This window comes from Janthinobacterium agaricidamnosum (genome assembly GCF_003667705.1).
Taxonomy (GTDB): domain Bacteria; phylum Pseudomonadota; class Gammaproteobacteria; order Burkholderiales; family Burkholderiaceae_D; genus Janthinobacterium.
Window position 1 is genome coordinate 3,380,591 of the sequence record NZ_CP033019.1, and the last position, 11,968, is coordinate 3,392,558.

Sequence of the window (11,968 nt, forward strand, 5' to 3'; positions counted from 1 at the left end):
ACTGCCTTATCGCCCATGCCAGTACCGTGGCCGACTGGCCCGGTACAACGTCGCATCGATATCGTCGCCAAATTCCAGCACCACCGCCCCCGTCACATCCGTGCGCAGCCGGGCAATGCCCATGTCGCCATAGCGCGCATACACTTGCGGCTTCGGATGTTTGTAGCGGTTCCGGTGCCCGACCTGGAAAATCGCCAGGGCCGGATGGACGGCGTTCAGAAAGGCCGGTGTCGACGAGGTGCCGCTGCCGTGGTGCGGCGCCAGCAGCACGTCGGCGGCCAGGTCGCCATCGGCCGAGCGCGCCAGCAACTGTGCTTCCTGCGCCGCCTCGATGTCGCCGGCCAGCAAGATTGCATGCTTGCCGGCCGTGATCTTCACGGTGCAGCTGCGGGCGTTCGGTTTCAGTGAAATGTCCGTGTGGCTGGCGGGTAATGGGTGCAGCATGGCGAAGCGCACGCCTTCCCAGATCCAGTTCTGGCCCGCCACGCAATGCAGATACGGACGCCGGGCTTGCCGCCGGGCCTCGACGGCCGGGTGGCCATCGAACAGGGACGAAGCCAGCCAGCCCACTTGCACGTTCTCCAGCAGAGAGATAGCGCCGCCCGCGTGATCGAGGTCGCTGTGCGAGATGATCACGCCGTCGAGCTTGCTGATACCCCGTGCGCGCAGATACGGCACGATGACACGGCTGGCGCCGTCGGAATCGAGACTGTAGGCGGGGCCCGTGTCGTACAGCAGTCGGTGATCGTGGGTTTCCACCAGCACGGCCATGCCTTGTCCCACATCAAAGGCCGTGATCCACATCTGGCCCGGCTGCGGGCTGGACGGCAAGGCCGTCAGCAGCGGCAGCCAGCCCAGCATGCCGGCCCAGCGCTGCGGCCATCCGCGTGGCGCCAGCAGCCAGGCCGTGCCGAACAATGCCCAGCAAAAACTCCACCATGGCGGCGCGGGCGCCGTCCAGACGGCAAAGCGGCGCGCACCGAGCCAGTCCAGCACCTGCGCCAGCATCTGCACGATGGCGTGCGCCAGCAGCAGCAACCAGTCGCACAGGGGCGCCGGCAGCAGGCTGCCCGCCAGGGACAAAGGCGTGACGACCAGGCTGATGACGGGTATGGCCAGCGCATTGGCGACGGGCGACACGAGCGAGACTTGCGAAAACAGCAGCATCGTCAACGGCACCAGCCCCACCGTCACCACGTATTGCGTATGCGCACCGAGCGCCACGGCCGCACGCAGGCGGCGCCAGCGGCTGGCGTTCTCCGGCAACGGCGCCGTGGTGCGGCCCGCCGTCGCGTACAGCATGGTGGCGACGGCGCCGAACGACAGCCAGAAACCGGGCCACAGCACGGCCCACGGATCAAGCAGCACGACCACGCCCAGCGCCAGGCACAGGATATGGATGATGCTGGTGATGCGCCCCAGCCACAGGGCCAGCGCCACCACCAGCAACATATATAAAGTGCGCTGCGCGGGCACGCCGAAGCCGGCCAGCAGCACGTACACCAATGCCGCCAGCGCACCGGCCAGCGCCGCCACCTTTTGCGCCGGCAACAGCAAGGGCAGTTGCCGGTCGGTAAAGAATGAGCGCCGCCACAGCGCGCCCGCGCCCAGGGCGAACAAGCCCGCGATCATCGTAATATGCAAGCCGGAAATCGAAATCAAATGACTGACACCCGTGCGGTTGAACACTTGCCAGTCCGACTGGGGAATGGCGCGCTGGTCGCCCACCACCAGCGCCACGATCACGCCCGCATACTGTTTATCTTCCAGGCTGCGCAGTATGCGCGCACGCAATGCCGCGCGGCTCGCTTCCACCACATTGCCGAAAGCGGGCACGAAGGCGGCCACGCGCACGTTCGGCGTATCGGCGCGCGGCTGCGGCCGCACATAGCCGGTGGCGCGTACGCCCTGCTCCAGCAGCCATGCCTCGTAATCGAAACCCATGGGATTCGCGTTGCCGTGCGGGCGCTGCAGGCGCACCGTCAGGCGCCAGCGTTCACCCGGCTGCACGTCGCCCACCTCGTTCGTCACCTCATCGCGAAAGCCCGCATACCAGGACAGGGCGATCAAGGGCGGCACCTTTGCATTGAGTGCCTTCTCCACGGCAAAATTGAAGCGCACGCCCTGCTCGAAGCGGTACGGCAAGCTGGCCACCGTGCCCGTCACGACGATGTCCTGTCCCTCGTCGGCCAGCGCCAGCTGCGGCGTCATGGCGGACTGGGCCAGCCAGGCGGCCCAATAAAAGCCCAGCCCCACGCCGGCCGAGAGCGCAATAGCGGAACGCCAACAGGAACGCCAGCGCGCGTGTCGGCACAACAGCCACGCCATCAGCAGCGCCGCGCCAGCGATCACCGACAGCAGCGCGCCCGCGTGCGGCGGCAAGCCTGCCTGCGTCTGCAACCAGGCGGCGCCAGCGGCAAAGCCGAGTATCAGGATGCGCATGGGAAGGCAGAATCAAGGCAAAATCGGCTCGCTGCGAAAGGGGCTCAGCTACTGTGATCGTTTTCCACGCCTTGCCGTCTGATCTGGCGCAAAGGTGCACTGGATAAGAACGCTCATGCACTGCATCCACCAGCTACACCTTGTCCTATGCCGTACTGACCGACCTCGTGTCGGTCAGCAATAACCCCTTGGCGGTGCTCGACCTGGTCTGCGGCGAAGGTCATGCGTTCATGGACGCTGCAGCGCCGCTGCAAGCCGGCGACGGATTGATCGCCACCGGCTGGGGACTACGCGCCGCGCACGCACGGGCAGCCTGAACTGCCATGGGCGGCATGGCTTGCTGGCGTCAGCGGCAACAGGCTACGATAGTGGCTGCCGCAGCGCGCAGTATTCCTCCCGTCAATTGCAGGATTGCAGGCAGGCGGACCGCTCGGCGCCGCACTCGGCTTGAGCGGTACCGGCGGCGATGCAAGCCCGCCATTCGGCAGCGCAGGCGCTATAGCAGCTGGCAAAGGCTGGCGTCGCCGTTACCGCCAAACCGAGACCTGACGCAAAAAGAAATGCAGCGAGCTTTTTATTCATGGAGTTCTCCCAAAGTCGGATGGCTGATGAATCCCCGCGCGCGCCATCCTCTGGCGCAGGGCCACATACACAGGTATGTCGGGTGTCATCGCGCGCTGGCCGTACGTCAGCGCGAAATGGAAAATCCTGCGGCCTCCAACGTATCCTGGAGCACCGTCAAATCAAAGCCGTGCATATCAACGGCACGCCCCAGCCGATAGCCAGAGCGGCATCCAGAATAATGCCGTAGTCGCCGTCAATTTCAGATATTTTGAAAAGATACCAAAATTCCCTTGCAAAATCTGAATCCATGATCAGCTCGCCATTATTAATTGTCAAGACAATTCAATTCATTTCACGCCATCGGCCAATTCCTTGCGCAATGAAAAATACAGACACGATACGAATATCATCACCATGGCTATCGATAAAAACATACTCTTTGTTACCATCGGCGCCACGGCAATTGAAATTTTAATGTTAAATTCAAAAAATTAACAAAGTTAATAAAAATACATTCATGGAAATTCCAGCCAAATAAAAATGCAGCAGGGAAAAACCGATAAGCGCAAAGCACCGGATATCGGATTCCCATTCCGCGTTCAAGCAAGATGATTGGCAAGCAGGCGGCAGCGCCGCCCTCCATGGTTGCCAGTTGCGTATCCGCCTCAAGGAATCATCGTTTTACAGATCAGCGCTCGTGCGGCGGCCGCACCGTGCTCCGGGGAAAAATCTTGCCCTGCGCACGGTATAATCGGCCTCGCTTACTTCAACACCCAGGCACGACATGACTTCCTCCGCACTTCCTCCCGATACTTCCACCGACCTTTCCGACAGCAGCGAAGACAATAACGACGCCACCCTGGTCGCGGAACTGGGGGAGCTGGCCGAGCATATCCGCCTGGTCAAGATGGAAGGCCGCGTCTTCGTGCGCTTTTCCGGCGTGGTCAAGGCAGGCCACCTGGTGGTGCCGTATGCACTGGTGCCAAGCCAGGGCGTGCTGGCGCGGCCGGCCAAATGGCGCAAGATGGACCGCGAGACCAAGCTGGCCCTGGTGCGCGAGCGGGCCAGCGCGGCCGTCTTCGAGGAACTGCGCCAGCATGTGATGGATTTCGTCGCCGATATCGCAGGCCTGAGCGAGGATGTAGACACGGACCCGATGGTCTTCCTGCACACGCTGGCCGACATGCAGACGTCGGAGCCGGCCGGCATGGTGTTCGACCGCATCCGCCAGCGCTTCAACCACGCCATCGAGCGCCAGCAGGAGGAACAGCACGCGGCACGCACGCGCCAGAGCATCAACCTGGCCGAGTATCCCGCCTCGTTCGAGATGGCACGCCGCCTGCCGCGCCGCTTCATCGCCCTGCTGGGGCCCACGAACTCCGGCAAGACGCACCGCGCCATGGAAGCGCTGGTCAAGGCGAAGAGCGGCATCTATCTCGCGCCATTGCGATTGCTGGCTCTGGAAAACTACGAACGCCTGCAGGAAGCCGCGCCGCATGGCAAGCCGCTGGCCGTGAGCTTGATCACGGGCGAGGAGCGCAGGGTCGTCGACGGCGCCACGCACGTGGCCAGCACGGTGGAAATGCTGGACACGAAAACCGTCGTCGAAGTGGCCGTCATCGATGAAATCCAGATGCTGGCCGATCCGGACCGGGGTGCCGCGTGGACGGCGGCCGTCTGCGGCGCGCCGGCCCACACCGTCTACCTGGTGGGGGCGCCCGAAGCGCGGCGCGCCATCGAGGCGCTGGCCGAACGCCTGGACTGCCCGCTGGAAGTGCACGTCCTGAAACGCATGGCGCCCCTGTCGATGGAGCCGACGGCCGTGCGCAAGGTGCGCAACCTGCGCCGCGGCGACGCCGTCATCGCCTTTTCGCGCCGCGAAGTGCTGATGTGGCGCGACATGATCACGGAAACGGGATTATCGGTGGCCACCGTCTACGGCAACCTGTCGCCCGAAGTGCGGCGTGCGCAGGCGCAGCGCTTCCGCGACGGCACGGCCGATATCGTCGTCGGCACGGATGCGCTGGCGATGGGCCTGAACATGCCGATCGCGCGCATCGTCATGACCACCTGCGTCAAATACAATGGCCGTGAAGAGGAAGAGATTTCGGCCGCGCTGGCGCGCCAGATCGCCGGACGCGCGGGCCGCTATGGCGTGCATGAAGAGGGACTCGTGGCCGGCTACGACAACGAGACGCATGAAGTGATGCGCGCGCTGCTGAAGGAAAAGCTGCACCCGCTGAACACCAGCGGCTTTGCCGTGGCGCCCTCGCTCGAACATCTGCACCGGATTTCGTCGGTGACGGGAGAGCTGTCGCTCAGTAAACTGCTGCGCCGCTTCATCCACAATATCGACGTGCCGGACGGCTTCTTCTTCCCGCGCATCACGGAAGACCAGAAGGAGCGCGCCGTTTGGCTCGACACCCTGCCCCTGTCCGTGGCCGACAAATTTACCTTGTCGCTGGTGCCGATATCGAGCAAGGTGCCGTCCCTGCAGACGGCGTGGGAGCACTGGGCGAAGAATCTGTCGCAGGGAAAAACGAGCACCTTGCGCCAGCACGCGCACGGCGGCGGCACGCAGAATCTGCAGCAGGTGGAAGACACTTGCCGCTACTATTCCGCGTATGCCTGGCTCAGCTACCGCCTGCCCGAATTCTTCCCCGATATCGCGGTGGCGCAACACCTGTCGCGCGATGCGTCCGAGCGCGTCGATTCCATCCTGCGCGCGCACAATGCGGCCTCGCGCGGACGGTCGAAGAAGTTCAAATAAGCGTCACCTGACGGGCCAGAACCAGACCTCGCCGCAATCCCAGTAGCATTCGCTGCCGCACACTTTCACGCCGATGGAGGGCAGCAGGATGTCGATATGCCCGCCCGCGCCGCCCAGGTAGCCGGGAATGCGGAAGAAGGCGACGACGCCCTGGCGCTGGCCGATGCCTTCCATGGCGTCATCCCTGGTAAATTTTTCCGGCGCGCCAAACATCGAGGGGCTGGCCAGCATGTGCGACAGCTTGGCCTGCCCCGGTTCGATCAGCGCGCCCTTGAATGCCCCCTTGCGTATCGCCATTCGGCCCTTGACCTGGACCCCGGCCTTGATCAGGGCCAGGCTGACGCGGATGGCGCAGGTGTTGGCAAAGCTGTCCTTGCCGATCAAGTCTTCCCAGCCGATTTCGCGGAACAGGGCCGCCTGATCGACGGCCGCCACGCTCGAGTAATTTTCACGCAGCTTGATGAATGCAGGTTTCACGTCAGCCTCCCGTCATCCCTGGTCGACAGGGACATCAGGCCGATTGTAGGAGGATGCGGCAGCTCCGCACTGAGCGAGATCAAGCGTAAACCGACCGCACCCGTAACGCCAACAACAACGTCGGATTACGCGCGGCATAGCCACGCCAATCCGACCTACTTGAGCATGTAGGTCGGCTTAGGCCAAAGGCCGTAAGCCGACGCCCGCCGTAACGCCAGCGAGGACGTCGGATGAAGGCCGCTTACGGCTTGCCCGGCGCCGCATAATGCAGCTTGAGCACCAGCCCGTTATGGTCGTCGGCCATGTAAATATCGCCATCCTGGCCCAGCTTCACGTCGACGGGCGCGCCCCTGCCCTGCTTGCCCTTGCGCTCCCAGTTGCTGATCAATTCAACGGACTTGCCCAGCGGCGCACCGGCCTTGTCGGGCAGCAGGGCCACCAGGCGGTGGCCGTTGCTGCGGTAGCCGTGGTAGCCGATGATCAGGCTGTTCTTGTACAGCTCCGGGAAGCGGCTGGCCGTGTAAAACGTCATGCCCAGCGGCGCGGCGTGGCCGGGCAGCAAGCGCTGCGGCGCCGCATATTGGGCGGCGCAAGCCGTCTTCGGATATTCGGGACTGGCGACATTGTCGTCGTAGCAGTACGGCCAGCCGTAATGCTGGTCCGCCTTGATCAGATTGAGCTCTTCATGCGGCAGGTTTTCGTCGCTTTTGAGCTGCGGCATGGCGGCCTGGATGGCGTCGCGCGCGTTTTCCGCCTGCCACAGTTCGCCCGTGACCGGATGGAAGGCCAGCGCCATCGAATTGCGCAAGCCGCGCGCATGCGTGCGCCAGCTCGTCACCGTGCCGGCCGGCCAGGCCATCTTGTATTCGCGGATGGCACCCAGCGCTTCCGGGCCTTCCGCCGAAGCACAGGCCTTGGCCGGATCGGGCGCCTTGCCATCGTTCTCGCAATGGTCGGTGCTCGATCCCACATTCACGTACAGGTCGCCCTTGGGGCTGAAACGCATGTTCGTCAGCAGATGCAAACCGAGGCCCGGCAGGCGCGGCGTCTTGGCCGTGCCGCCGATCACGTCGGTGGTGGCGCGGGCCGGGTCGCGCAGATCGAAACGGAAGATGCGTCCCACCTCGCCCACGTAGACCAAGCCGTCCGGTCCCTGCACGATGCCGTTCGGGCGATCAAGCTTGTCGAGCAGCAGCTTGCGTTCGTAGCCGCCACCGGCCGCCTTGGGCTGCAGCAGCCACAATTTGCCCTGTTTCGGCGCCCATCCCGTCATGTCCGTGACGAGGATGTCGCCATTCGTCAGCGGCAGCACGCCACGGGGAAATTTCAGGCCGTCGGCCAGCACGGCCACGCAAAAACCGGCCGGCGTGGTGACGTCGAGGCGCGGCATGCCGTCGCACTGGGCGCCGCCCGCCGCCATGGCGGGCGCAAACGCGCCGGAAAGGCAGGCCGCCAGGGCGCTCGCAAGCATTTTCTTGTTCATGGTCTCATTCCATCAAGGGTAATCGGGGCAGCACGGCGCGCGCGTTGGCGCTGGTTTGCGCCGCCACATCGGCAAGTTCCAGGCCGCGCAATTCGGCCAGCACGGCGCCGATGCGGGGCAATTCTTCGGGGCTGTTGCGGCCCGGGTGGATCCAGCTGGGCGAAATATCGGGCGCGTCCGTCTCCAGCACGATGGCGTCCAAAGGCAGTTCGCTCGCCATGCGGCGTATCTGCAAGGCGCGCGTAAACGTCATGGCGCCGCCGAAACCGAGCTTGAAACCGAGATCGATATAGCCCTGCGCCTGCTGGAAGCTGCCATTGAACGCATGGGCGATGCCGCCGTTCGGGCGGATCTGGCGCGCGTGTTTGAGGACGATGTCCTGCGAGCGGCGCACGTGGGCCAGCACGGGCAGGTCGAAGTCGCGGGCGATCTTCAGCTGCTCGCGCAGGAAGTGCTCCTGCTTGGCGCGCATGGCCGGTTCGCACAGCATGGGAATGAAGAAATCGAGGCCGATCTCGCCGATGGCGACAAAACGCGGATCATGCATGGCCAGCGCCACGGTTTCGCGCAGTGCGATCAGATCGTCTTCCGTGGCCTGCGGCACGTAGATCGGGTGGATACCGAGCGCATAGCAGGCGTTGGGCGCCGCCGCCAGGTCGCGCACGATGGCGAAATTGGCCCGTTCGACGGCGGGAACGACGATCATGCCCACGCCCTGCTGCTGCGCGCGCGCCGCCACCTGCAGCGATTCGCTGCCGAATTCATGCGCGTCGAGGTGGCAGTGCGTGTCGATCCACATGGCGGCTCCTTAGTACTGGTACGGCTGCAGCCCTTCGTCCGTCAGGCGCAGCACGCGGTCGCAGCGCCTGGCCAGTTCGATATCGTGTGTGACGATGACGAAGGCCGTGCCCAGGGTGCGCGACAGTTCCAGCATCAGGTCGAAAATCTGTTCGGCCGTGGCGTGATCGAGGTTGCCCGTCGGTTCATCGGCCAGCACGCAGGCCGGCTGCGTGACGAGGGCGCGGGCCAGGGCCACGCGCTGACGCTCGCCGCCCGACAATTCACCGGGCGTATGCGTGACGCGCTTGGCCAGGTTGACGCGCGTGAGGATTTGCTGCGCCAGTTCGGTGGCCGGAGCGCGCTTCATGCGCCGTATCATCAGCGGCATGGCGACGTTGTCCAGCGCGGAAAACTCGGGCAGCAGGTGGTGGAACTGGTAGACGAAGCCCAGCGAAGCATTGCGCAAGTCGCCGCGCGCCTTTTCGCTGAGGGTGGCGAAATCCTTGCCCAGCAGGGTCACCTTGCCGCTGGTGGGCGTATCGAGCCCGCCCAGCAGGTGCAGCAGGGTCGATTTGCCCGAGCCGGAGGCGCCGACGATGGCGACGCGCTCGCCGCGGTGCACGTCGATATCGATGCCGGCCAACACCTGCACCTTGTAGCTGCCCTGCGTAAAAGTCTTGCCCAGGCCACGGCAGCTAAGGACGGCGGAATCGGCGGAAGCGCCGTTGGAGGCAGGTTTGTTCAGATCGGTCATGGTCGTATTCAGTGGTTTATTCATAGCGCAGGGCTTCCGCAGGTTTGACGCGGGCAGCCCACCAGCTTGGGTACAGGGTCGCCAAAAAGGCGAGGATCACGGCCAGCACGCCGATCTTGGTGACGTCGGGCCAGCGCAGGTCGGACGGCACGGTGCTGATGAAATAGATGTCCTTGGAGAGGAACTGCACGCCCAGCAGGTGCTCGATGAAGGGCACGATGACGTCGATGTTCATCGCCACCAGCACGCCGCCTCCGACGCCCAGGATCGTGCCGAGGATGCCCACCAGCGCGCCCTGGATCATGAAGATCTTCATGATGGAACGGGGCGAGGCACCCAGGGTGCGCAAAATCGCGATATCGGCCTGCTTGTCCGTCACCGTCATCACCAGGGTCGAGACGAGGTTGAAGGCGGCCACGGCGATGATCAAGGTCAGGATGATGAACATCATGCGTTTTTCCGTCTGCACGGCGGCAAACCAGTTTGCGTTCAGCTTGGACCAGTCGCGCAGCCACAGGTCGCCCGGCATGGTTTTCTTCAGTTCCGCCGCCACTTGCGGCGCCTGGTTCATGTCGGCCAGGCGCAAACGCAGGCCGGACGGGCCGTCGAGGCGCAGCAGGCGCTGGCCGTCTTCGATATTGATGAAGGCCAGACCGGCGTCGAATTCATTGTGGCCCGCCTGGAAGATGCCGCTGACGGTAAAGCTGCGCATGCGCGGCAGCACGCCGGCCGGCGTGACCTGGCCCTGGGCCAGCATCAAGGTGACTTTTTCGCCGAGGTTGACGCGCAGGGCGCGCGCCAGCTCGATGCCCAGCACGATATTGAAGGTGCCCGGCTGCAGGGCCTTGAAGCTGCCCATGCGCGTCTGGCCCGCCACGTCGGACACGTTCGGCTCCTCCTCGGGCAGCACGCCGCGCACGATGGCGGGACGCAGCGCATCGTCGCGCAGCAGCATGCCCTGGGTTTCCACGAATGGCGCGGCGCCCTTCACGGCCGGATTCTTGAAGGCTTGCGCCGCTTCCGCGCGCCAGTCGGGCATGCTGCCGCTGTTGTCGAACACTTCCACGTGGGCCAGCACGGACAGCATGCGGTCCGTCACTTCCTTCTGGAAGCCGTTCATCACGGACAGCACGACGATCAGCGCCGCCACGCCCAGGCCGATGCCGGCCATGGAAATGAGCGAGATGAAGGAGATAAAACTGTTGCGGCCACTGCGCTTGCCGGCCCGCGTGTAGCGCAGGCCGACCAGCCATTCGAAGGGAAGATTTTTTAACATGCTTGTGAAGTGATTGATTCTTGTGTAAGCGACATGCCACCGTGCCAACCCAATGGCGAAGTGCCGGGGTCGGACCCTGAGGGTCCGACCCCAGGTTCTGCCTTAGGGGTAATTTTCTTATTCATAGCGCAGGGCCTCGGCCGGCTTGACTCTGGCGGCGCGCCAGCTCGGGTAGATGGTGGCCACCAGCGCCAGGCCAAAGGCGATCAGGCCGATCTGCGCCACGTCCAGCCAATGCACGTCCGACGGCACGGCGCTGATCTGGTAGATTTCCTTGGAGATGAAGTGCAGGCCGAAGATGCCTTCGATGAAGGGCACGATGACGCCCACGTTCAGCGCCAGCACGACGCCGCCGATCACGCCCAAAGCACTCCCCAGCAAGCCCACCAGCGCGCCCTGGATCATGAATATCTTCATGATGGAGAACGGCGAGGCGCCCAGCGTGCGCAGGATGGCGATATCGGCCTGCTTGTCGGTGACCGACATCACCAGGGTCGAGACGAGGTTGAACGCGGCCACGGCGATGATCATGCTGAGGATGATGAACATCATGTTCTTCTGGCTTTGCACCAGCGCATACCAGCTGGCACTGGCGCGCGACCAGTCGCGCATCCACAGCTGGCCCGGCATCGATGCCTTCAGTTCGCGCGCCACCTGGGGCGCCTTGTTCATGTCGTGCAACCGCAGACGCAGGCCGGACGGGCCGTCGAGCTGCAGCAGCTGCTCCGCATCCTGCATGTTCACAAACGCCAGGCTGCCGTCAAGTTCATTGTGACCCGCCTCGAAGATGCCGGCCACCTTGAGCGCGCGCATGCGCGGCATGACGATGCCGTTGGCCGGATCGCCCGCCCTGGGCTCGCGCTCGAGCATCAGGGTGACGTTCTGCCCCACTTTCACGCCGAGCGCCTTGGCCAGGTCGATGCCCAGCACGATGTTGTACGAGCCCGGCGTCAATTCCTTGAAACTGCCCTGCTTCATCTGGGCGGCCACGCTGGAGACGGTGGCTTCCTGCTGCGGCAGCACGCCGCGCACGACGGACGGGCGCATGGTTTCGTCATTGAGCAGCATGCCCTGGGTTTCCACGAACGGCGACACGGCTTTCACTTGCGGGTTGGCGTAGGCGGCGCGCTCCTGCGCCTGCCAGTTGGGCATGGAACCGCTCGTGTCGAACACCTCGACATGGGCCAGCACCGACATCAGGCGGTCGGTGACTTCCTTCTGGAAGCCGTTCATGACGGAGAGGACGACGATCAGGGCGGCCACGCCCAGGCCGATGCCGGCCACGGAAATGAGAGAGATGAAGGAAATGAAGCTGTTGCGGCCACTGCGTTTCCCGGCGCGCGTATAGCGCACGCCGACCTGCCACTCAAAAGGAAATTGTTTGATGATGCTCATGCGCTCCCGCGACAACGATGATATGCG

11 protein-coding genes are annotated in these 11,968 nt (G+C 64.1%); 2 read left to right on the top strand and 9 right to left on the bottom strand.

What is annotated here, in order from left to right; translation table 11 throughout:
- Positions 1–6: 6 nt before the first annotated feature.
- Positions 7–2,442 (bottom strand): DNA internalization-related competence protein ComEC/Rec2, encoded by a 2,436-nt coding sequence (locus tag D9M09_RS15325; RefSeq protein WP_121669793.1) that lies wholly within the window; start codon positions 2,440–2,442, stop codon positions 7–9.
- Between the two features lie 140 nt (positions 2,443–2,582).
- Here D9M09_RS15325 and D9M09_RS29070 point away from each other — a divergent pair, with 140 nt between their 5' ends.
- Positions 2,583–2,759: a hypothetical protein gene (locus D9M09_RS29070; protein WP_162995709.1), complete on the top strand. Its 177-nt coding sequence runs from the start codon at positions 2,583–2,585 to the stop codon at positions 2,757–2,759.
- An 82-nt stretch (positions 2,760–2,841) separates the two neighbouring features.
- On the opposite strand, the gene D9M09_RS29075 is transcribed toward D9M09_RS29070, so the two are convergent.
- Positions 2,842–3,024 carry a hypothetical protein gene (locus D9M09_RS29075; RefSeq protein WP_141749921.1) on the bottom strand — a complete coding sequence of 61 codons (183 nt, stop codon included), beginning with the start codon at positions 3,022–3,024 and terminating at the stop codon, positions 2,842–2,844.
- Positions 3,025–3,180: 156 nt separating this feature from the next.
- A complete protein-coding gene (locus D9M09_RS29080; protein ID WP_162995710.1) occupies positions 3,181–3,342 on the bottom strand; it encodes a hypothetical protein in 162 nt (53 codons plus the stop codon).
- 448 nt (positions 3,343–3,790) lie between these two features.
- Here D9M09_RS29080 and D9M09_RS15330 point away from each other — a divergent pair, with 448 nt between their 5' ends.
- A complete protein-coding gene (locus D9M09_RS15330) occupies positions 3,791–5,776 on the top strand; it encodes a helicase-related protein (RefSeq protein ID WP_121669794.1) in 1,986 nt (661 codons plus the stop codon).
- A gap of 3 nt (positions 5,777–5,779) precedes the next feature.
- Here the strand turns inward: D9M09_RS15330 and D9M09_RS15335 are convergent, their stop codons facing one another.
- From D9M09_RS15335 to D9M09_RS15360, 6 genes are all read right to left on the bottom strand, one after another.
- On the bottom strand, positions 5,780–6,253 hold the full coding sequence (locus tag D9M09_RS15335; protein ID WP_070310881.1) for a T6SS effector amidase Tae4 family protein: 474 nt from the start codon (positions 6,251–6,253) through the stop codon (positions 5,780–5,782).
- Positions 6,254–6,494: 241 nt separating this feature from the next.
- Entirely contained in the window at positions 6,495–7,736 is a 1,242-nt protein-coding gene (locus D9M09_RS15340; RefSeq protein ID WP_099410189.1) for a PQQ-dependent sugar dehydrogenase, read from the bottom strand.
- Positions 7,737–7,740: 4 nt separating this feature from the next.
- Positions 7,741–8,535 carry a TatD family hydrolase gene (locus tag D9M09_RS15345; protein WP_070310879.1) on the bottom strand — a complete coding sequence of 265 codons (795 nt, stop codon included), beginning with the start codon at positions 8,533–8,535 and terminating at the stop codon, positions 7,741–7,743.
- A gap of 9 nt (positions 8,536–8,544) precedes the next feature.
- Positions 8,545–9,270 carry a lipoprotein-releasing ABC transporter ATP-binding protein LolD gene (lolD, locus tag D9M09_RS15350; protein WP_076571574.1) on the bottom strand — a complete coding sequence of 242 codons (726 nt, stop codon included), beginning with the start codon at positions 9,268–9,270 and terminating at the stop codon, positions 8,545–8,547.
- Positions 9,271–9,286: 16 nt separating this feature from the next.
- On the bottom strand, positions 9,287–10,546 hold the full coding sequence (locus D9M09_RS15355) for a lipoprotein-releasing ABC transporter permease subunit (RefSeq protein ID WP_034755460.1): 1,260 nt from the start codon (positions 10,544–10,546) through the stop codon (positions 9,287–9,289).
- Positions 10,547–10,663: 117 nt separating this feature from the next.
- Positions 10,664–11,941: a lipoprotein-releasing ABC transporter permease subunit gene (locus D9M09_RS15360; RefSeq protein WP_121669795.1), complete on the bottom strand. Its 1,278-nt coding sequence runs from the start codon at positions 11,939–11,941 to the stop codon at positions 10,664–10,666.
- Positions 11,942–11,968: the final 27 nt, after the last annotated feature.

What these genes read in the sequence shown, in the direction of transcription:
- D9M09_RS15345 (WP_070310879.1), bottom strand. Translation starts at nt 8,535, where the DNA reads ATGTGGATCGACACGCACTGCCACCTCGACGCGCATGAATTCGGCAGC.
- D9M09_RS15330 (WP_121669794.1), top strand. Translation starts at nt 3,791, where the DNA reads ATGACTTCCTCCGCACTTCCTCCCGATACTTCCACCGACCTTTCCGAC.
- D9M09_RS29075 (WP_141749921.1), bottom strand. Translation starts at nt 3,024, where the DNA reads ATGAATAAAAAGCTCGCTGCATTTCTTTTTGCGTCAGGTCTCGGTTTG.
- D9M09_RS15360 (WP_121669795.1), bottom strand. Translation starts at nt 11,941, where the DNA reads ATGAGCATCATCAAACAATTTCCTTTTGAGTGGCAGGTCGGCGTGCGC.
- D9M09_RS15325 (WP_121669793.1), bottom strand. Translation starts at nt 2,442, where the DNA reads ATGCGCATCCTGATACTCGGCTTTGCCGCTGGCGCCGCCTGGTTGCAG.
- D9M09_RS15355 (WP_034755460.1), bottom strand. Translation starts at nt 10,546, where the DNA reads ATGTTAAAAAATCTTCCCTTCGAATGGCTGGTCGGCCTGCGCTACACG.
- D9M09_RS15340 (WP_099410189.1), bottom strand. Translation starts at nt 7,736, where the DNA reads ATGAACAAGAAAATGCTTGCGAGCGCCCTGGCGGCCTGCCTTTCCGGC.
- lolD (WP_076571574.1), bottom strand. Translation starts at nt 9,270, where the DNA reads ATGACCGATCTGAACAAACCTGCCTCCAACGGCGCTTCCGCCGATTCC.